The sequence below is a fragment of the Amycolatopsis sp. NPDC005003 genome (assembly GCF_053600695.1).
In genome coordinates, this window is record NZ_JBSGAI010000003.1 from 205,909 (window position 1) to 225,513 (window position 19,605).

22 protein-coding genes are annotated in these 19,605 nt (G+C 71.5%); 14 read left to right on the forward strand and 8 right to left on the reverse strand.

Annotated features, from left to right (window positions below; genetic code table 11):
- Positions 1-70: 70 nt before the first annotated feature.
- Positions 71-664, forward strand: a complete 594-nt coding sequence (locus ACWED2_RS05240) for a TetR family transcriptional regulator (protein ID WP_378195984.1) — start codon at positions 71-73, stop codon at positions 662-664.
- A gap of 31 nt (positions 665-695) precedes the next feature.
- On the forward strand, positions 696-1,592 hold the full coding sequence (locus ACWED2_RS05245; RefSeq protein WP_449689172.1) for a GNAT family N-acetyltransferase: 897 nt from the start codon (positions 696-698) through the stop codon (positions 1,590-1,592).
- A gap of 44 nt (positions 1,593-1,636) precedes the next feature.
- Here the strand turns inward: ACWED2_RS05245 and ACWED2_RS05250 are convergent, their stop codons facing one another.
- Both ACWED2_RS05250 and ACWED2_RS05255 read right to left on the reverse strand, forming a co-directional pair.
- Positions 1,637-2,029, reverse strand: coding sequence for an NUDIX hydrolase (locus ACWED2_RS05250; protein WP_449689173.1), 393 nt, complete (start codon positions 2,027-2,029; stop codon positions 1,637-1,639).
- On the reverse strand, positions 2,026-2,529 hold the full coding sequence (locus ACWED2_RS05255; protein ID WP_449689174.1) for an isochorismatase family protein: 504 nt from the start codon (positions 2,527-2,529) through the stop codon (positions 2,026-2,028). The genes ACWED2_RS05250 and ACWED2_RS05255 overlap by 4 nt, the downstream gene beginning before the upstream one ends.
- Positions 2,530-2,559: 30 nt before the next feature.
- Between ACWED2_RS05255 and ACWED2_RS05260 the strand changes: the two genes are divergently transcribed.
- Together ACWED2_RS05260 and ACWED2_RS05265 are read left to right on the forward strand one after the other, a co-directional pair.
- Positions 2,560-3,288 (forward strand): SDR family NAD(P)-dependent oxidoreductase, encoded by a 729-nt coding sequence (locus ACWED2_RS05260; protein WP_449689175.1) that lies wholly within the window; start codon positions 2,560-2,562, stop codon positions 3,286-3,288.
- Between the two features lie 140 nt (positions 3,289-3,428).
- Positions 3,429-4,313, forward strand: a complete 885-nt coding sequence (locus ACWED2_RS05265; RefSeq protein WP_449689176.1) for a serine hydrolase — start codon at positions 3,429-3,431, stop codon at positions 4,311-4,313.
- 276 nt (positions 4,314-4,589) lie between these two features.
- Here the strand turns inward: ACWED2_RS05265 and ACWED2_RS05270 are convergent, their stop codons facing one another.
- The 4 genes from ACWED2_RS05270 to ACWED2_RS05285 all read right to left on the reverse strand — a co-directional run bounded on the left by ACWED2_RS05270 (position 4,590) and on the right by ACWED2_RS05285 (position 7,994).
- A complete protein-coding gene (locus tag ACWED2_RS05270) occupies positions 4,590-5,771 on the reverse strand; it encodes a PQQ-dependent sugar dehydrogenase (RefSeq protein WP_449689177.1) in 1,182 nt (393 codons plus the stop codon).
- Between the two features lie 46 nt (positions 5,772-5,817).
- Positions 5,818-6,051 carry a hypothetical protein gene (locus ACWED2_RS05275; RefSeq protein WP_449689178.1) on the reverse strand — a complete coding sequence of 78 codons (234 nt, stop codon included), beginning with the start codon at positions 6,049-6,051 and terminating at the stop codon, positions 5,818-5,820.
- 171 nt (positions 6,052-6,222) lie between these two features.
- The gene (locus tag ACWED2_RS05280) at positions 6,223-6,879 is read right to left on the reverse strand and encodes a response regulator (RefSeq protein ID WP_449689179.1); all 657 of its coding nucleotides are present in this window, start codon (positions 6,877-6,879) and stop codon (positions 6,223-6,225) included.
- Entirely contained in the window at positions 6,876-7,994 is a 1,119-nt protein-coding gene (locus ACWED2_RS05285; RefSeq protein WP_449689180.1) for a histidine kinase, read from the reverse strand. The genes ACWED2_RS05280 and ACWED2_RS05285 overlap by 4 nt, the downstream gene beginning before the upstream one ends.
- A gap of 132 nt (positions 7,995-8,126) precedes the next feature.
- On the opposite strand from ACWED2_RS05285, the gene ACWED2_RS05290 reads away from it, so the two are divergent.
- Positions 8,127-8,723, forward strand: a complete 597-nt coding sequence (locus ACWED2_RS05290; RefSeq protein WP_449689181.1) for a class I SAM-dependent methyltransferase — start codon at positions 8,127-8,129, stop codon at positions 8,721-8,723.
- Positions 8,695-9,174 (forward strand): DedA family protein, encoded by a 480-nt coding sequence (locus ACWED2_RS05295; protein WP_449689182.1) that lies wholly within the window; start codon positions 8,695-8,697, stop codon positions 9,172-9,174. The genes ACWED2_RS05290 and ACWED2_RS05295 overlap by 29 nt, the downstream gene beginning before the upstream one ends.
- Here the strand turns inward: ACWED2_RS05295 and ACWED2_RS05300 are convergent.
- Positions 9,150-9,923 carry an MmyB family transcriptional regulator gene (locus tag ACWED2_RS05300; RefSeq protein ID WP_449689183.1) on the reverse strand — a complete coding sequence of 258 codons (774 nt, stop codon included), beginning with the start codon at positions 9,921-9,923 and terminating at the stop codon, positions 9,150-9,152. The genes ACWED2_RS05295 and ACWED2_RS05300 overlap by 25 nt on opposite strands.
- 76 nt (positions 9,924-9,999) lie before the next feature.
- On the opposite strand from ACWED2_RS05300, the gene ACWED2_RS05305 reads away from it, so the two are divergent.
- From ACWED2_RS05305 to ACWED2_RS05320, 4 genes are all read left to right on the forward strand, one after another.
- Positions 10,000-10,917, forward strand: coding sequence for an LLM class flavin-dependent oxidoreductase (locus tag ACWED2_RS05305; RefSeq protein WP_449689184.1), 918 nt, complete (start codon positions 10,000-10,002; stop codon positions 10,915-10,917).
- 120 nt (positions 10,918-11,037) lie between these two features.
- Positions 11,038-14,592, forward strand: coding sequence for a transcription-repair coupling factor (gene mfd, locus ACWED2_RS05310; RefSeq protein WP_449689296.1), 3,555 nt, complete (start codon positions 11,038-11,040; stop codon positions 14,590-14,592).
- An 84-nt stretch (positions 14,593-14,676) separates the two neighbouring features.
- A complete protein-coding gene (locus ACWED2_RS05315; RefSeq protein ID WP_449689185.1) occupies positions 14,677-15,537 on the forward strand; it encodes a helix-turn-helix domain-containing protein in 861 nt (286 codons plus the stop codon).
- Positions 15,506-15,667 carry a DUF397 domain-containing protein gene (locus ACWED2_RS05320; protein ID WP_449689186.1) on the forward strand — a complete coding sequence of 54 codons (162 nt, stop codon included), beginning with the start codon at positions 15,506-15,508 and terminating at the stop codon, positions 15,665-15,667. Before ACWED2_RS05315 ends, ACWED2_RS05320 begins: the two co-directional genes overlap by 32 nt.
- Here the strand turns inward: ACWED2_RS05320 and ACWED2_RS05325 are convergent.
- The gene (locus ACWED2_RS05325) at positions 15,664-16,071 is read right to left on the reverse strand and encodes a hypothetical protein (RefSeq protein ID WP_449689187.1); all 408 of its coding nucleotides are present in this window, start codon (positions 16,069-16,071) and stop codon (positions 15,664-15,666) included. The two genes, ACWED2_RS05320 and ACWED2_RS05325, sit on opposite strands and share 4 nt — an antisense overlap.
- 85 nt (positions 16,072-16,156) lie before the next feature.
- Between ACWED2_RS05325 and ACWED2_RS05330 the strand changes: the two genes are divergently transcribed.
- The 4 genes from ACWED2_RS05330 to ACWED2_RS05345 are packed head-to-tail and all read left to right on the forward strand — an operon-like array spanning position 16,157 to position 19,591.
- Positions 16,157-17,221, forward strand: a complete 1,065-nt coding sequence (locus ACWED2_RS05330) for a SurA N-terminal domain-containing protein (protein ID WP_449689188.1) — start codon at positions 16,157-16,159, stop codon at positions 17,219-17,221.
- Positions 17,218-18,150, forward strand: a complete 933-nt coding sequence (locus tag ACWED2_RS05335; RefSeq protein ID WP_449689189.1) for a MazG family protein — start codon at positions 17,218-17,220, stop codon at positions 18,148-18,150. Before ACWED2_RS05330 ends, ACWED2_RS05335 begins: the two co-directional genes overlap by 4 nt.
- Positions 18,151-18,204: 54 nt before the next feature.
- Positions 18,205-18,762 (forward strand): RNA polymerase sigma factor, encoded by a 558-nt coding sequence (locus tag ACWED2_RS05340; protein WP_449689190.1) that lies wholly within the window; start codon positions 18,205-18,207, stop codon positions 18,760-18,762.
- A 40-nt stretch (positions 18,763-18,802) separates the two neighbouring features.
- Positions 18,803-19,591 carry a zf-HC2 domain-containing protein gene (locus tag ACWED2_RS05345; protein WP_449689191.1) on the forward strand — a complete coding sequence of 263 codons (789 nt, stop codon included), beginning with the start codon at positions 18,803-18,805 and terminating at the stop codon, positions 19,589-19,591.
- Positions 19,592-19,605 lie beyond the last annotated feature (14 nt).

The window sequence follows — 19,605 nt, forward strand, 5'->3', positions numbered from 1 at the left end:
GGGGAGACGACGTTCGAAGCGTGAACAGGTCACCGGGGCGCGTCCGGCCGCCCCGGTGACCCGGGTCCGGATGACCGGCACCGAGCGGCGGCAGCAGCTGCTGAACGTGGCGCGGGCCCTGTTCGCCGAGAAGGGCTTCGACGGCACGTCGATCGAAGAGATCGCCCACCGCGCGAACGTGTCCAAGCCGGTGGTCTACGAGCACTTCGGCGGCAAAGAAGGCATCTACGCGGTGGTGGTCGACCGCGAGACGCAGCTGCTGCTCGACAGGATGGTCTCGACGCTGCACGGCGGCCACCCGCGAGCGATGCTGGAGCAGGCGGCGACGGCGCTGCTGTCCTACGTCGAGGACTCCCACGACGGCTTCCGCATCCTGGTCCGCGACTCCCCGGTGGCCAGCTCGACGGGGACGTTTTCCACGGTGCTGAACGACATCGCGAGCCAGGTCGAGCACATCCTGGCCCAGCAGTTCGCGGCCCGCGGCTACGACGAGAAGCTGGCCGCGCTGTACGCGCAGGCCCTGGTCGGCATGGTGGCGCTGACCGGCCAGTGGTGGCTGGACGCGCGCAAGCCGAAGCGCGACGAGGTGGCGGCGCACCTGGTCAACCTGGCGTGGAACGGGCTGTCGCACCTGGAACACAAGCCCAAGCTTCGCCTGGCGTAATCGGCTGGACAGCCCTGCGACAGTGGTCGGTATGGCCGACTTTTCGACCTTGCGGCGCATGCAGGGCCTGGCGCAGCGGATCACCGCCACCCACCCGGAACTGGTCAACGCCGACGCGTCGTACGGCGAGCTGGCCTGGAACTGGGGCCGCACGGGCGGCGAGGGCGAGCACCGGCAGTGGTTTTCGGACGGCGAGCTCGCCGCGTGGGGCTGGGCCGAGCTGCCGCGCCGGGTCCGCCGGAACGACGGCTCGGTCAAGGACATCAAGGGCGCGTACCTGGCCTACCAGGTGCACCCCTCGCACGCGGAGCTGGTCGACGAGGTGATCGCCTGGTTCGAGGCCACGGCTCCCGGCCTTTCGCGCACAGTGCTCCCGGCGGCGGCCGACGCGTTCGCCCTGCGGCGGTGGGCCGGGCACGGCTACCAGCCCGACGCGCCGGACACGTGGTCCCAGCTCAACGAACGCGACCTCGTCGAGGTGGCGGAGCCGTCGCTGCCGGCCGGGTTCGCCTTCCGCACGGCCGCGGAGGTCGAGCCGGAAGCCGTGGTGCAGGCGCACATCGACGCGTGGGCACCGACGTCGTACTCGGCTTCTTCGTACGAGAGCTTGCGGCAGGTGCCGGGCTACCGCGGCGACCTGCACGTCCTGGTGGAGGCACCGGACGGGACGATGGCGTGCTCGGCGATCATGTGGCTCGACGAGGTGAACGAGACGGTCGAGTTCGAGCCGGTCGGCACGCACCCGGGTTACCGCCGCCAGGGCCTGGCGAAGGCGATGCTGCTGCGGGGGATGCGGCTGGCGGCCGAGGCGGGTGCCCGCCACGCGACGGTCGCCTGCATGGGCGAGCCGGCACCGGCGCGGGAGTTGTACTACAGCGTGGGGTTCCGGGCGTTTTCCCGTGACGCGCCGCTGATCAAGCGGAAGTGATCGCTCGCCACCGGAGCCGGCCTGGACGAACCTTTACATGCCCCTCAGCTCAGCCGCCCGGCCTCGTGCAGGTGGTCGAAGATCTGCTGCGCCACCAGGGAAACCCGCGGCCGGTCCGGGTAGCCGAGCCAGGCGATCTCCTCGATCTCCGCGCAGGCGCGGGGTGTTCCCCGGTACTCCGCCGAGTAGGCCGTCGTGCGGACGAGCGTGCCCTCCGCGTGTCCGTGTGCCTGGCCCTCGAACGTGCCCGCCGGGGTGATCGACTCGACGTCGATCTCCACTCCGAGTTCCTCACGGATCTCGCGGACCAGCGTCTCGGCGTCGGTCTCGCCCGGCTCGCGCTTGCCGCCCGGTAGGTAGAACTTGTCCTTGCCGCGCGAGCGGGCCGCCAGGACCCGGCCGTCCACGACGTGGATCCAGGCGATCTTGTCGATCACGCCAGCGCCGCCAGCGCTTCTTCGGTCGTCACGACCGTGCCCAGCCGGGGGAAGATCTTCGTGATGGCGTTTTCGTGCGAGAGATCGGAAAGCGCTGTCATCGCGTCCGAGACCGCGACCGTGTCGTAGCCGTGGTCCGAGGCCGCGCGCAGGGTCGACTCGACGCCGAATTCCGTGGCGATGCCGCCGAAGAAGACCGTGCGGACGCCCGCGCCGCGCAGGAACTCGTCGAGGTCCGTGCCCGCGAAGCCGCCGATCGTGTACTTCGTGACGATCTTGTCGTCGCCGGCGTCGAAGACCAGTTCGCTGCCCGGCGGGTTGTCCGGTCGGGACACCTGCACGATCACCACCGGCGCTCCGGCGCCGGGGAACGCCTCCCGCAGCCGCAGTGCGTTGGCGACGACTTCTTCGCCGCGGTACGGCGTGGTGGGCAGCGCCACGATCCGCTGCTGCAGGTCGATCAGCAGGAGCGCGGAGGTGGCCGGGTCGATCTTGCTCATGCCCCGATCCTAGGCACTATGGTCGGGTTCATGGCGAACAACAGGGAAATCGTGGTGACGGGCGGCGGCACGGGCATCGGCTACGCCGTGGCGGTGGCCTTCGCCCAGGCCGGCGAGCGCGTCACGATCACCGGGCGCCGGGAGAAGGTGCTCACCGAGGCCGCGGCGCTCACCGGTGCGCGGCCCGTCGTGTTCGACGCCGCCGATCCGGCCGCCGTCGAAGCCGCGCTGGGAGAGTTGCCGGATCGCGTCGACGTCCTCGTCAACAACGCCGGTGGCAACACGGACTTCCTCGACGGCGACGGCGAAGAAGGGCTGGCCGGCTTCGCGGCCGCGTTCGAGCGGAACCTCAGGTCCAATGTGGTCAGTGCCGCGCTGGTGACGCACGCGCTGCGCGACCGCCTCGCCGACGGCGCGCGCATCATCACCGTCGGCTCGATCGCCGCGCACACCGGCGCTGGGTCCTACGGGGCCGCGAAGGCCGCGGTCGAGGGCTGGAACGTGAGTGTGGCGCGGGAGTTCGGGCCGCGCGGGATCACCGCGAACGTCGTCGCGCCGGGGCTGGTCGGGGACACCGAGTTCTTCCACGGGCAGCTGAGCGATCGGCGTCGCGAGTGGCTGATCGGCAACACGATGAACAAGCGCCCGGGGACGCCGGACGACGTCGCCGCCGTGGTGACGTTCTTGGCGAGCCCGGCGGCCGGGCACGTCACCGGGCAGGTCGTGCACGTCAACGGCGGCGCCCACCTGGGCAGATAGGGCCGCAAGATCGGCCGTTCGGCCGATGCGCGCGCAGGTTGCCCGCCGGAAGGCCGGAACAGACCGGCTCTTCGGACGATTCCCGCCGTCCGCTTCCGCCATAGCTTCGGATTCCTCACGGATCCGGCGGAGGTGTACTGGTGCTCGAGCGACTGAACAACGTGAAGGTGCTCGTGGCGATCGCGGTGGCCATCGTGATCGGGGGCTTGTCCATCGCCTTCGCCGTCAACAGCGGTTCCGGCGGTGACAGCTGGCGCGCCCGGTGCGGTGCGCTGCCGGCCGAGCCCGCGGGGAAGCAGGCGAGTCTCGTGGCCGCAGCGCGGAAAGCGCTGCTGGAGACCGGGCACGAGCCGCGGCTCGGGATCGAAATCGTCGACCTGGATGCCTGTGCCGTCGAAACGCGGTGGAAGGCCGACCAGCCGCAACCCACGGCGTCCGTGGTGAAGCTGCTCATCGCGCTCGACCTGCTCGACCGGTCCGGCGTGCCCTCCGGCAGCGAAGCGACGGCCGTCCGCACCATGCTCGCCGCCAGCGACGACCGCGTCGCCAGCCGCCTGTGGCAGCAGAACGGCGGCCCGGAGATCGTCCGGCGGCAGGTCGCCAGGCTGGGGCTCGCGCACACCACGCCCCCGGACGACGCCGGCCAGTGGGGCTCCACCCGGATGTCGCCCACCGACGTCGTCACGGTCTACCGGCACATCACCGCGAGCCTGTCCGACGACGGTCGCGAATTCCTCACCGACGCGATGGAAAACACCCCGCGCAACGCCGCGGACGGGTTCGACCAGCACTTCGGGATCCCGAGCGCGTTCGCGGGCGCGGCCTGGGCGGTCAAGCAGGGCTGGGGCAGCGCCGAAGCCCGGCGGGTGCTCAACAGCACGGGCCTGGTCCGGACCGCGTCCCGGACCTACGCCGTCGCGGTGATGGCGTCCTGGAAGGAAACCATCGACTGGCCCACCGCGACCACGGCGGTGACCGCCGCCATCACCGCGCTCAGGGGCTCGCTCAAGGCCGGCAAGGCCTGACCGGGGCCGGGTTGGATGCCGGTCCCCGGGTCGCCAGGTCGGCGATGGCGCCCGGGGGCCGGCGCGGTGCTGCCGCGGGAACGCTCTCTTCGGACCGCGTCCAACACACGGGCTGATTCCCCTGTGCGACCCCTATGCATAAGTGTCACACTTGTGTGGCGGTTGATCGTAGGGACCACGGGGTGGACGAAAACTCCTGGTGCAGACCATGTTCCCGCGATCCGCCGCCCCGGCGGAAGTGTCCACGGCACCGAGCGGCCGTGCCTTTTTCATGGTTCAGGCGGGCGTAACCCTCAGCAGCTTGTCGTCCGTCCCGTCCGATGTGGTCACGTACAGGGCGCCGTCCGGGCCGCTGCGGACCGCGCGCAGGCGGCCGAACTTGTCGTCGAACTCCGGCGGCAGCGTGACGTCGAGGACCTTGCCCGCCGGGTCCAGGTGGTACAGCAGCAGTTTCTGGCCCTTGAGCGCCACCACGACCAGCGCGCCGTCGTTCGCGCCCCACTGCGCGCCGGTGAGGAAGGCGTCCCCGCTGATCGCCTCGGTCGTCTTACCGGACGTCCACAGTGGACTCACCGCGTCCGGGAACCGCTGGAGGTCGGTCATCGGCACGCTCTCGTCGTAGCTCGATTCCGTGCCGCCCTTGGACGGGTCCCAGCCGTAGTTCGCGCCCGGCTTCAGCAGGTTGACCTCGTCGTCGAACGTCGGCCCGTGCTCGGCGGTGATCACCTGGCCGCTGCCCGGCCGGATCGCCACGCCCTGGACGTTGCGGTGGCCGTAGGTGTAGATCAGCCGTTCGCGCGGGTCGTTCGAGGTGATGAACGGGTTGTCCGGCAACGGATTCCCGGTCTTCGCGTCCAGCCGCAGCACCTTGCCGCCGAGCGAGTGGCGGTCCTGCGCGATCGACGCGCGCGCGGTGTCACCGGTGCCGACCAGCAGCGCGCCGTCCGGGGCGAACGTGGGACGGCAGCCGGAGTGCCGTCCGCTCGGGTTCACCGGCAGCCCGGTGAGCAGGTCCTTGACCTTCGCCGCGCTCGCGCCGTCGGCGGCCAGCTTCCAGGTGACCAGCCGGATGTCGACGGCCTTGCCGCCTTCCTGGTGGTCCTGGCAGGTGATGAACTCGCGGCTGGTCGCGAAGTCCGGGCTGACGACCATGCCGAGCAGGCCGCCTTCGCCCTTGACCATGACGTCGGAGAAGTCGGCGCGCACCTCGGCCGCCTTGCCGTTGCGGACCAGGGCGAGCTTGCCGGGCCGTTGCGGCACGAGGATGCCGCCGTCGGGCAGGAACCCGACGTCCCAGCCGTGTTCCAGGCCCGCGGTCACGGTCTCGACCTTGAACTCCCCGCTCGCGGCGGACGGCGTGGCCGCGGGCGGCACGCTCTGCACCGGTTCGCTCGCGGCCCCCGAACAGCCCACGACCAGCAGGGACACCGCACCGAGGAGACCCAGCGAACGCCGCATAAGGCCCATCCTGCCACCGGCGGGTGAAATCGCCGTTCGCCAGCCGCTACGACGTCAGTTGTGGTGCGGGCAGGGGCCGTACTGGCCGAGCGCCGTGCGTGTCGACGTCGGCCTTCACCCCGGGCGGGGCGGTCTTCGCCAGCTCGGCGCCTTCGCCGGCGATCACGTCGGCTTGCCGGGCGAGTTCGCCGGCCTTGGGTTCTTCGCGGCCGTCGTCGGGCAGTACGGTCCTGGCGAGATCGGCGCTGAAGTGGATCAGCAGGACGGAGAATTCCTGCAACCGGCCGCACAGAGCCTGCTGAGCGACGTCGAGGGCCGGTGCGGCGCTCGCCGCGGGCGCCGAGCTGCCGTTCTGCCGGGCGTGTGCACGACATGACTCCTCGGACGTCGGTCTGGTCCGGCGAATCTGACGAGAGGCTCCGGGGAGGGGTCCCCGTCGGCCGGGCGGCGCTCAGGAACCCGGCTTCACCAGCCCGGACTCGTAGGCGAACACCACCGCGTGCACCCGGTCGCGCAGCCGCAGCTTGCCGAGGATCCGGCCGACGTGCGTCTTGACCGTCGTCTCGCCGATGTAGAGCTTCGCGGCGATCTCCGTGTTCGAGAGTCCGCGCGCGATCAGGCCCAGCACGTCCTTCTCGCGTTCGGTCAGCGCCCCGAGCCGCGCGACGTCGACGGGGTCGCGGTCGTCGGCGAGGTACCGGTCGAGCAGCCGCCGGGTGACGGACGGCGAGACCATCGAGTCGCCCCGCAGCACACCCCGGATCGCGACGAGCATCTCCTCCGATGGCGCGTCTTTGACCAGGAACCCGCTGGCCCCGCCCCGCAGGGCGGCGTAGGCGTACTCGTCGAGGTCGAAGGTGGTGATGACGAGGACACGCACGTCCGGCAGTTCGGCGCAGATCCGCGCGGTCGCGGCGACCCCGTCCAGCACCGGCATCCGCACGTCCATCAGCACGAGGTCGGGCCGGAGATCCCGGGCAAGAGCGACGGCTTCTTCGCCGTTGGCCGCTTCCCCGACGACGGCGAGGTCGGCTTGGCTCTCGACGATCATGCGGAGGCCGACGCGGACGAGCTGCTGGTCGTCGCACAGCAGGATGCGGGTGGTCACGGCCGCACCACCAGGGTCGCGCACACGCGGAAACCGCCGTCCGGGAGCGGCCCGGTCGTCAGCTCGCCGTGGTACATCTCGACGCGCTGGCGCATGCCGGCCAGCCCGCGGCCGGACGACGGCAGGGCCGGCGCCGGCGGCGCGTGACCGCCGGTGTTCGTCACCTCGATCCGGACCTCCGGCGGCTCGAAGGCGACGCCGACACGGCCGGTCGCGTCGGCGGGAGCGTGCTTGATCATGTTGGTCAGTGCCTCCTGGACGATCCGGTACACCTGCAGCGCGGCGCTCGCGGGCAACGTGCCCGGATCGCCGGTGACGTCGAGGGCGACCGCACGCCCGGACTGGCCGACGAGCTCGCGCAGTTCGGCGAGCGTCGGCTGGGGGCTGCGCGCCCCCTGGCCGGCGTGCAGGACTTCGAGGAGCCGCCGCAGCTCGGCGAGCGCGTCACGGCCCGTGTGGACGATCGTGTCGAGCGTGCGGTCGACGGCTTCGGGATCGCGGTGCCGGGCGAGCTTCGCGCCCTCGGCGTTGAGGACGATCACGCTCATACTGTGTGCGAGCACGTCGTGCAGCTCGCGCGCGATCCGGGTGCGCTCCTCCGCCACCGCCGCGCGGGCCTGGGCGTCGTCGCGTTTCGCCTCTTCCGCGGTGAGCTCTTCCCTGGTGCGGAAGAACTCCCCGAGCGCCCACGCGGCGATGTGCAGCGGCCAGATGCCGACGATCGTGGCGGTCGGGTTGTCGGTGTCGCTGCCGTAGAGGAAGCCCCACTGCCAGCCGAGCACGAAGATCGCCACGGCGATCACCGCGGCGAACCGCCGTTGGCCCAGCTTGACCAGGTTGAACAGCACGACCGCCATGGCCAGTTCGGTGCGGCCGCGGTCGTAGGCCCAGATGTCGTTGCAGTACACCGCCACCGCCCCGGCGATGATCAGCACGGCGGCCGTGCGCGGGAACCGGCGGCGCAGCAGCAGGGGGAGCAGGAACAGCATCGGGATCGCGCGGACGGCGTACGGACCGGGACCGACCCAGTTGGGCGACAGGAAGAAGAACACCCCGTACAGCGGCAGGTCCACCGTCCACCGGTGCCGGCGCACCCACTTCACGAGTCGTTCCACACCCCGAACGTAGTGCGCGGATGCCGCCGGGGGCGTCCTTCCGGCGGCCCGATTCCCGTCCTCCCGGAGGAGGATGTGCCGGGCCGGCTCGGCGGATCCCGGGCCACCCCCGCCGTTCCTAGCGTCGGGGTCATGTCGATCACCAGGGAATTCCTCCGCCACCCCGTGCTGACGGGCGCGATCGCGCCGAGTTCGCCGCGGCTGGCCGAAGAGATGACGGCGGGCCTCGGCCTGGAACGCGCCACGCGCGTCGCCGAGCTCGGGCCGGGCACCGGCGTGTTCACCGAAGCCGTCCTCGCGCTGCTTCGCCCCGAAGCGCGCTTCACGGCCATAGAGATCAACCCGCGATTCGCCTCTTCGCTGCGGGAGCGCTTTCCGCAGCTCGACGTCGTCACCGGCTCGGCCGAACACCTGGCCCTCGACGAAATCGACGTCGTCGTCTCCGGTCTGCCGTGGACGGCCATGCCCGCGGCCCGTCGGCAACGCACCCTCGGCGCGATCACCACCGCACTCGCCCCGAACGGCCGCTTCACGACGTTCGCGTACGCCCACGCGGCCTGGACGCCGCCCGGCCGCCGCTTCGCCGCGTCGCTGCGAAGCCGGTTCGCGGTCGTGGAACGCACGAAGGTGGTCTGGGGCAACCTGCCGCCCGCGTTCGTCTACCGCGCGGCGCTGCCGGTCGCGGTGGGAAGGGTCCGGCGTGGACAGCCTGCTGCGGCCCCTGCTTGACGCGCCCCCGGTGGCCGTCTACCTCGTCTGCGCGCTGGTCATCACGGCGGAAACCGCGCTGCTGCCAGGGATCGTGCTGCCGACGTTGTCGACGCTGCTGCTGATGGGCTTCCTCGCCGAGCGGGGCACGCTCCACCTCGGGCTCGCTTGGGTGGTGGCCGTCGCCGCGGGCGTCCTCGGCGACCAGCTCGCCTACCTCGAAGGCCGCCGCTGGGGACCGCGGCTCATCCGCGGCGACCGTGGGAAGCGGGTGGAAGCGGCGATCGCGCGCCACGGCGTCCTGGCGGTGGTCGCGGGCCGCTGCCTGGCCGGCGTCCGGACGCTGGTGCCGCGCGTCGCGGGCTCGGCGGGGATGCCGTACCGCAGGTTCGCGGCGGGCAGCGTGGCGGCGGCGGTGCTGTGGGCGAGCGCGGAACTGCTGGTGGGTCACACGACGGCCCTGGTGCTGTGAAGGCGTTCCGCGGTCTCGGCGTCCGCGGGCAGGAACGTCTCCAGCTTAAGTTCCGAGACGGTCACGTCCGCCGCCGTCGCGAACGTCGTGATCGCGGTGATCAGCCGCAGCTCGCCGAGCGATGTGGCCAGGCGGACCGGGACCGCGAACCCCAGGTGCTCCGGGCCGGGCGGGGCCGCGGGCGGCAGGTACCCCGCCAGCTCGGCGAGCTGGGCGGCCAGCCGCTCGTCCGGGGTGCGGGCCAGGTCGTTGCGGAGGCGCTCGAGGATGTGCCGGGCCCAGTCGTCGAGGTTTGCGACGCGCGGTGCCATCCCCTGGGGGTGCAACGCCAGCCGCAGGGTGTCCACCGGTTCGCGCAGCAGCTCCGGGGCGACACCCTCGGTGAGCAGCTCGAACCCGTCGTTCGCCGCGACCAGCACGCCGTAGCGGTCGACGACGATCGCGGGGTAGGGCCGGTGGCCGTCGAGCAGCCGCCGCAGCCCGTCGAGCACCGGCCGGATCGCCGGGTCGTCGAGCCGCGTTTCGGGGTACGTCGGCGCGTACCCGGCGGCGTGCAGCAGGCCGTTGCGCTCGCGCAAGGGCAGTTCGAGGGACTCGGCGACCCGCAGGACCATGTTCCGGCCCGGTACCGAGCGCCCGCTCTCCATGAAACTCACGTGCCGCTGCGTCGTCCCCGCGCGCAGGGCGAGGTCGAGCTGGCTGATCCGGCGGCGGATGCGCCAGTCCTTGAGCGCCGTTCCGAAGTCCACGGGGTCCATCCTGCTCGGCCGGTCCATTCCCCGCGGGGAATTGAGCGCATACCTTCGCCGCGGCGAAGCTGGGGCCATGACGAACTACGGCCTGGTCATCCCGACCTACCAGCCCATCCTCGACGCCGGGCGGACCGCGCCCGAGCTGGTCGCCACCGCCGTCGCCGCCGAAGAACTCGGCCTCGACTCGGTCTGGGTCGGCGACACCCTCGCGCGGGCTCCCCTCGACGCTCTCACCGTCCTCGCCGCCTTCGCCGCCCGGACTTCGCGAGTCACCCTCGGGACGGCCGCGCTGCTCCCGGCCCTGCGGAACCCGATCCTGACCGCGAACCAGCTGCTCGGCATCGACCTGCTCAGCGAAGGACGGCTCACCGTGGCCGTCGGCGCCGGGTTCGCCGGCCGCAGCGAGCCGGAGTTCGCGTTCGCGGGCGTCCCGTGGGAGCGCCGCCGGGCCCGGCTGGACGACATCGTGGCTCTCTGGCGCGCGGCCTGGAGCGGGGAAAAGTCGTTCCACGGCGCCGTGCTGCACTACGACTCCCTGCCGGTGTTCCCGGCCCCGGCCGGGGTGGGTGGCCCGCCGGTGTGGCTGGCGGCGTACACGCCGGGCGCGCTGGAACGCGTCGGCCGGCTGTACGACGGCTGGCTGCCCTACCCGCCGGACCCCGCGGACTACGGCTCGGGACTGGCCCGGATCCGTGCCACGGCCTCCCGGCCGGTCACCCCGGCGTTGTTCGCGACGGTCCTGGTCGAGGACGACCCGGTGCGCGGGGGCCGGCTGCTGGAGGAGTACTGCCTGACGAACTACGGCCGCCCGGCGGCGTTCGTGCAGGGGATCCAGATGCAGGTCACCGGCAGTGCCGCGGAGGTGGCGGCGCAGTTACGCGAGTACGAAGGTGTGGAGCACTTCCTGGTGCGGATCGCGAGCACGGACCCGAAGGTCTTCGACGAGCAGCTGCCGCGGGTGGCGGAGGTGGTGGAAAGGCTCCGGAAGTGAGTCTGCCGCGGCTCTCGTGAGTGGTAAGTAGGGTTAGAACCCGAATTACCACTCACGACCAGCGGTGATCGGGAAGTTGTCGGGGGTGGGAAGTAGGCTGGGAAGGTGACCGACGCTCCACTGTCCGGACTCCTCACCGCCATCCTTCCCGACCCGGCCCTGCGCGGCGTGGTCGAGCGCGCCGGCGCGCCGCTGCTCGAGCTGCAGGGCCCGATCGCCGCCCGGCAGCTCGTCGCCGCCGCGCTCGCCGCCGATGCCGGGGCAGGCAGGCCCGTGCTCGCCGTCACCGCCACCGGCCGCGAGGCCGACGAGCTGACCGCCTCCCTCGGCGCGCTCCTGGGCAAGAGCAGAGTCGCCGACTTCCCGAGCTGGGAGACCCTCCCGCACGAGCGGCTCTCCCCGCGCGCGGACACCGTCGGCCGCCGCCTCGAGGTGCTGCACCGGCTGAAGACGGGCGATGACGGCCTGCGGGTCGTCATCGCCACCGTCCGCAGCCTGATCCAGCCCATGGCGCCCGGGCTCGGCTCGCTCGAGCCGATCGACCTCGTCGTCGGCGAGGAGACGCCGTTCGAGGAGCTCCTGGAGCGGCTGGTCGAGCTCGCGTACACCCGCGTCGACATGGTCGAGAAGCGCGGCGAGTTCGCCGTCCGCGGCGGCATCCTCGACCTGTTCGGGCCTACCGCGCAGCACCCCGTCCGGGTGGAGTTCTGGGGCGACGAAGTCAGCGAAATCCGCGCGTTCGCCGTCTCCGACCAGCGGTCGCTGCCCGGTGAGATCCCGCGGGTCACCGCGCCGCCGTGCCGCGAGCTGCTGCTCACCCAGCCGGTCAAGGACAAGGCCGCCGAGCTGGCGAAAACGTACGAAGCGGACGCGCACCTGGCCAAGATGCTCACCAAGCTCGCCGACGGCATCCCGGTCGAGGGCATGGAGGCGCTCATCCCGGTCCTCTGCGAAGGCGAGCTGGAGCTGCTCACCGACGCGATGCCGGTGGGCACGCACGTGCTGCTCACCGACCCGGAGAAGATCCGTGCCCGCGCCGCCGACCTGGTCCGCACCGGCCAGGAGTTCCTCGAAGCGTCCTGGACGACGGCCGCGGCGGGCGGCCAGGCCCCGATCGACCTCGGCGCGTCGGCCTACCGAGGCCTCGACGAGATCGCGTCGCACGCGCAGGACACCAAGCGCGCCTGGTGGACGATCACCCAGCTGACCAGCGAAGACCCGGACGTCTACCGCGTCTCGGTGGAGGCCGCGCCCGCCTACCGCGGCGAGCTCGAACGCGCGACGGCGGACCTGCGCGCCCACACGGCGGCGGGCGGCACGGCGGTGCTCGTCGTCGCCGGCCAGGGCACCGCGGCGCGCGCGGTCGAGCAGCTCACCGGCGCCGACGTCCCGGCCACCCAGGCCGGCGACGGTCTCGCCGAGCCGCCCGCCGCAGGCATGGTCACGGTCACCTGTGGCGGCCTCACCGACGGGTTCGTCTCGCCCGAGCGCGCCCTGGTCGTGCTCAGCGAAGCGGATCTCACCGGCCGCGGCGCGGGCGCCGGAACGTCCACAAAGGACCTGAACACGAAGATGCCGTCCCGGCGGCGCAACGCGGTCGACCCGCTGGCGCTCAAGGCCGGCGACTACGTGGTGCACGACCAGCACGGCATCGGCCGGTTCGTCGAGATGGTCCAGCGGACGGTCGCCGGCGCCACCCGCGAGTACCTCCTGCTGGAGTACGCGTCGTCGAAGCGCGGCCACCCGGGCGACCGGTTGTTCGTGCCCACCGACCAGCTCGACGAGGTCTCCCGCTACGTCGGCGGCGAGCTGCCCACGCTCAACAAGCTCGGCGGCTCCGACTGGAAGAACACCAAGGCCAAGGCCAAGAAGGCGGTCAAGGAGATCGCCGCCGAGCTCGTCCAGCTGTACGCGGCGCGCCAGGCCGCGCCCGGCCACGCGTTCGGGCCGGACACGCCGTGGCAGCACGAGCTGGAAGACGCCTTCCCGTTCACCGAGACGAACGACCAGCTGGCCGCGATCGACGAGGTCAAGGCGGACATGGAACGCGGCGTCCCGATGGACCGCGTGATCTGCGGTGACGTCGGCTACGGCAAGACGGAGATCGCGGTCCGTGCGGCGTTCAAGGCGGTCCAGGACGGCAAGCAGGTCGCGGTCCTGGTGCCGACGACGCTGCTCGCCCAGCAGCACCTGAACACCTTCCACGAGCGCATGCGGTCGTTCCCGGTCACGATCAAGGGCCTGTCCCGCTTCACGAACAAGGCCGAGTCCGACCTGATCCTCGAGCAGCTCGCGGCGGGCGAGGTCGACATCGTGATCGGCACGCACCGGCTGCTGCAGACGGGCATCCGCTACAAGGACCTCGGTCTCGTGATCGTCGACGAGGAGCAGCGCTTCGGCGTCGAGCACAAGGAGCACATCAAGGCGCTGCGCACGCACGTCGATGTGCTCACCATGTCGGCGACTCCGATCCCGCGCACCCTGGAGATGTCGCTGGCGGGCATCCGCGAGATGTCGACGATCCTGACCCCGCCGGAAGACCGCCACCCGATCCTCACGTACGTCGGCGCGTACGACGACAAGCAGGTAGGCGCGGCGATCCGCCGCGAGCTGCTGCGCGACGGCCAGGTCTTCTACGTCCACAACCGGGTTTCGTCGATCGAGAAGGCGGCGCGGCGGATCCGCGAGCTGGTGCCGGAGGCGCGGGTCGTCACCGCGCACGGCCAGATGAACGAGGAAAAGCTCGAAAAGATCATCCAGGGCTTCTGGGAGAACGAGTACGACGTGCTCGTCTGCACGACGATCGTCGAGACCGGCCTGGACATCTCGAACGCGAACACGCTGCTGGTCGAGCGAGGCGACCTGCTGGGTCTCGCGCAGCTGCACCAGCTGCGCGGCCGGGTCGGGCGTGGGCGCGAGCGTGGGTACGCGTACTTCCTGTACCCGCCGGAGGCGCCCCTGACGGAGACAGCGCACGACAGGCTGGCGACGATCGCCCAGAACACCGAGCTCGGCGCGGGCATGGCGGTCGCGATGAAGGACCTGGAGATCCGCGGCGCGGGCAACATCCTGGGTGCGGAGCAGTCGGGGCACATCGCGGGCGTCGGGTTCGATCTCTACGTGCGCTTGGTCGGCGAAGCGGTCGACGCGTTCCGTCGGCACGCGGGCGCGGAGCCTTCCGAAGAGGAGGAGCTGGCGGAAGTCCGCGTGGACCTCCCGATCGACGCCCACATCCCGCACGACTACGTGCCCGGGGAGAGGCTGCGCCTGGAGGCGTACCGCAAGATCGCGGCGGCGCCGGACACGGAGGGCCTGGACGCGGTCCGCGAGGAGCTCATCGACCGCTACGGCCAGCCGCCGGCGCCGGTGAACAGGCTGCTGGCGGTGGCCAAGTTCCGCCACACGTGCCGCGAGGCGGGCGTGACGGAGGTGGCGGTCCAGGGCAACACGATCCGGTTCGCGCCGCTGCCACTGCTCGATTCGCAGATGGTGCGGTTGAAGAGGTTGTACCCGAAGGCGGTGTTCAAGGCGGTGACGAACACGGTCTCGGTGCCCAAGCCGACGGAGGGTCCGGCCGGTGGGCGGATCGGCGCGCCGACCTTGCGGGACGAAGAGCTGCTGGAGTGGTGCACGAAGCTGCTGGTCCAGCTGACGAAGAAACCGGCGGCCGTGTAAAGGGGAGTGGACACCGGCGCCATTTCGGGGGACTTTCCGTTGTGGCGCCTGGGTTTCCGCCGGTCGGGCCTTTACGTTCGCCTCATGGCGGAATTTCGCGAGCCGAACATCCGGGCCCGGCAGCTCGGCGACCGGCTGCTCCAACGGATGGCGGAGAAGGGCTGGGGCGTCCGGGAAATGTCCCGGCGCCTGGAGATGAGCGCGCAGTGGGTATCGGCGGTGACCCGCGGTCTGGCTCGGCCGGACCCAGTGAATCTGGCTCGGTTCCTCACTCTTCTGGGAGTCAAGGGTGCGGAATACCAGGAGCTCATGGCCCTGGGTGACGAAATGCGCAAGCCGGGCCTGCTCGAACGCTCGGACAACCTTCACGCTTTGATCAGCCACGAAGAACATGCCGCCGCCATCTCGGTCTTCCAGGGGAATGTGGTGCCGGGACTGCTGCAAACAGGTGACTATGCCCGGAGTTTGGCGATCGGAATGGGCAACCAGCCGGATCCCGACAAGCTGGATGAGCACATATTCGCCCGGCTGTCGCGGCAGGCGATCCTCACCCGGCCAAGGGTGCGCTTCCGGTTCTTCGTGCACGAGTTCGCGCTCCGCCTGCCGGTCGGCAGTCCAAGCGTGATGATCGACCAGTTCAGGCAGATCTTGCGGATAGCCGCCCAGCCGAACGCAACTGTGCGGATCTTGCCGGCGAGTCTGGGTGGTCATCCGGCCTCGGCGGGGCATTTCCAGATGATGGAGTCGGACTCCTATCAGCCGGTCATCTGCATCGAGAGCGAGGTGGCATCGCTCTACCTTGAGGAGCGGAGGGAGATCGCGGCTTACCGAAGAGTGCTGCGCGGTCTGGAAAGCAGCGCGCTGAGTGAGGCAGACTCGCGGGAGTTCATCGTCGACCTCATCGGAGAAGCAGATGCCGGAAGCATGGCGAAAGAGCACCTATAGCAGCCAAGGCGACTGTGTCGAGGTCGCCCTCGACCGGCCTGTCCTGATCCGGGACACCAAGGACCGTGAAGGCGGCATCCTCACCGCCTCCACCGCAACCTGGCGCGAACTCCTTACCCGACTTCGCTAACCAACATCGCTGAACATCGGCGGCAACGGCTCCGCCAGCCCCATCCGCACCGACTCCACCGGCACCGGAACCGCCCCGGCACCCGCCATCGGCAACGGCCGGGGCTTCCGCGGCATCCGTGACCCCGAGCCCCCACCCCGCCCCGGGTACACCAACAACCCGCGCGCCGGGTCCGGGACCGCGTCGAGCGCCGCCGTAACGACCGGCAGTGCCCGAAACGCGTCTCGCCTCTCCTCCGTCGAAAACTCGATCTCCAGCACCACGCCCCAGCGGTGCTCGTGCCAAACCCACTGCTCAGCGCCGTTGGTCAGCGCCGCTTCGGTGAGTGCGTCCCCTCGTGCCAGGCGCCACAGCGAAGCCGATTGCTCCCCGTCGAACACTTCGATGGTCAGCCAATGGTCCATAAGTCGACATTACCGCCGCCGGGACCCCATGCGGGTTGCGTTTCGGGGGCGATGGTGTGAGAGGGTATGGCCTGTGATGCGGATCATGGGGCGCCCTCGCGCGCTGGTCGCGGTCGTTGCCGGTGCTCTTCTGCTCGCCGGGTGCGGCTCGGGTCCCAGCCAGGTGGGGGCCGCCGCCGTCATCGGTGATCGCACCGTCTCCATCGACCAGGTGCAGGCGCTGATCGACAAAGCCGTCCGCGAGCAGCCGTACGCGCAGAAGCTCGCCTCCGAGCACAAGCTCGAGGTGCTCGGCCGGGCCGCCGTCACCCAGCTCGTCCTGCACGAGCTGCTCGCCCAGGCCGCCGAAAAGCAGGGCATCACCCCCAACTACGGCCAGATCGACGCCCAGCTGGCGAAGGATCCCCTCAACGGTCCGGTCCCCGCCGACGCGAGCAACGAAGCCCAGGCGGTCAGCCAGGTCGTCGCCCGCGCGCGCGATCACCGCGAGGAGCTGACCGACACCTACCTCTCCCAGGCGCTGGCCGAGAAGCTCATCCCGAACCTGTCGGTCACCTTCGACTTCACCACGATCGGCACGTTGCCGGACCCCAACACCGGCTCCGCGCCCCAGGGCCCCGAAGCGAAGAAGGCAGCCCTGGACCTCGCCCGGCAGTTCGCCGCCGACCCGGCGGCCGCGAAGAAGCGCATCAGCTCCGACGTCCAGTTCGAGGCCACGGCGCGGCAGCGGGCGAAGGCGGCGGGCAACACCAACGTCGACGCCATCCCGCCGCTCACCGGCCTCGGTGACGCCGTGCCCGCCGCGCAGGCCGGCGCCCTCGCTTCCACGCCGGTCTTCGGGTCGCCGGCCGGGACGGTCACGGCCGTCCCGTTCCCGAGCCAGGACCTGGCGGGCACCTGGCTCGTCGCGGTGGTCCGGCAGCGCACGGACGACCGCGCCGTCGCCACCGAGCAGGCGCCGGAGCTCGACGCCGCCACCAAGACCGCGATCGGCATGCGACAGCTGCAGCCGCTGTTCGACGAGCTCGGCGCGCGGATCAACAAGCGGTACGGCGTCTGGGACGCCGTGGGCATGACCGTCGTGCCGAACCAGGACGCCGTCGAGGGCCTCGTGCTGCCCCCGGGTGGGTCCGGCAGTGCCAAGCAGTGAGCACGGGTGTCGTCGTAGTCGTCCGCGGGACGACGCTGCCCGGTGCGGCGCTCAAGATCCTGCGTGAGTCATCCGCCGTCTACGCGGCCACGGACGTCGATCCGGCCGCGTTCGGCGTCCCGGCCATCACCGAGGCGCCTTCGCTGAAGGACGTCGTGCTGCTCGCCGGCTCCCGGGACGAGCCCGCGGCGTCGCTGCTCATCGCGACCGGCGCGGACGTCATCGAGACGCCGGTGCCGCCGCTGGTCGAGGCCGCCGAGGTGATGGACCGGCTGCGCTCGCCGGGCGGCTGCCCGTGGGACGCGGCGCAGACGCACGATTCGCTGCGGCAGTACCTGGTCGAGGAGACCTACGAGCTGCTCGACGCCATCGAAGAGGGTGACCGCGAGGCGCTGCGCGAAGAACTCGGCGACGTCCTGCTGCAGGTGCTCTTCCACGCGCGAGTGGCGGCCGAGGACGCCGAAGATCCGTTCGGCATCGACGACGTCGCCGCCGCGCTCGTCGCGAAGCTGGTCGGCCGGCACCCGCACGTCTTCGCCGACGCCGACGCCGTGCACACCGTCGAGCACCAGAACCTCAAGTGGGAAGAGCTCAAGCAGCGCGAGAAGCAGCGACGGTCCATTGTGGACGGCGTGGCGCTCGGCCAGCCCGCGGTCGCGCTGGCGGGCAAGCTGGGCCAGCGCTCCGGGCGCGCGGGCATCCCGCTCGACCTCTTCCCCGAAGGCGCGGGGGCACCCGCCCAGCTGTTCCGCATCGCGGCCACCGCGCGCCGGGCGGGCGTCGACGCCGAGGGTGAGCTGAGGGCGCTGGCGAAGCAGTTCGCGAAGGACATCCAGGCCGCCGAGCAGGCCGCCCGCGACGCCGGGCTGGAGCCGACGACGCTGGAGGCCGACGGCTGGCGGAAGTTCTGGCCACCGCGTCCGGTGTGACGCAGCACACATTCGGGTGAGAACCGTTTCCGCGGATCCGGCGTCTTGCCTGGTGTGAGACACACGCCAGTGGAAGACGTCGACGAGGAGCACCTCGTCCGGCGCACGGCCAAGGGCGACCGCGCGGCGTTCGAGGAGCTCTACCGCCGCACGGCGCCCTGGCTCGCCGTGCGCCTGCGCCGCCGGTGCGCGGACGAGCAGATCGTCGCGGAGGTCATGCAGGAGACGTTCCTGGCCGTCTGGCGGGCGGCGGCGTCGTTCGCCGGCGGGGCCACCGGCGGGAGCGCGGTCGGCTGGCTCTGGACGATCGCCGCGCGCCGCCTGGTCGACGCGTTCCGCCGCCGCGCGCACCACGCGCAACTGCCGCCGGAGATGGCCCTCGACGCCGCCCCGGTGGCGGCGGCCGAGGACGAGCTCCTGGCGACGACGGTGGGCGACGAGGTCGGCGCCGCGCTGCGCGACCTCGCGCCGGAGCTGCGGGCCGTGCTGCAGGCCATGGTGCTCGACGGGCTGACCGTCCGGGAGACCGCGGTGCTGCTGGGGTTGCCGGAGGGCACGGTCAAGACCCGCGCGCGGCGGGCGCGGATCGCGTTGCGGGAGGCGCTGTCATGACTGTTCGCGAGAGGGCCGTCGGGTTGTGGGAGGCACTGTCATGAACCACGCACCGGAGCGGCTCATCGCCGCGTACGTGGCGGGCGAAGACCTCCCGGGCGACCAGTTGTGGGGTCTCGAAGCCCACCTCGAAGCCTGCCGCGCCTGCCGGGCCCGGCTCGCCGAGGTGGCACCGGCCCAGCCGGTGGTGGACCTGGTCTGGCACCGGCTCTCGCCCGAGATCGGGCTGCCGGTCGTCCCGCGGCGGCGCCGGTGGCGGTGGCTCGACACCTGGGTCACCCCCGCGATGGCGCCGTGGCTGGCGATGATCGCGGCCGTCACGCTGGCCGCGGTCCTGCTCGACAGTGTCTGGGCCGAGGTGGTGCGCGTGCCGGCGGTGCAGCTGTTCGCCCCGGTGCTGCCGGTGCTCGGCGTCGCCGCGTCGTGGGCGCGGGGGCTCGACCCGGCCTACGAGGTCGTCACCGCGACCCCGCGCGCCGGGCTCTACCTGATCGTCCGGCGGACGGCCGCGGTGCTCGTCGTCGTCCTGCCGGTGCTGGGGGTCGCGGGGTGGCTGACCGGCACGCAGCCGGCGCTCTGGCTGCTGCCGAGCCTGGCCTTCACCACCGGCACGCTCGCGCTCGGCGGGCTGATCGGTGTCAGCCGGGCGGCGTACGCGCTGGTCGCGGTGTGGGTGGCGATCGTCGTGCTGCCGGCGTTCGTCCAGCGGCAGGAGGCGTTTTCGCTCGGCACCGGCGCGCTGCCGGTGTGGGCGGCGGTCTTCGCGCTGACCACGGTGGTCGTCGTCCTGCGCGGGCCGGCGTTCACCCGGCTCGGCGCACGTCACTGAGTCTTCAGGTCTTC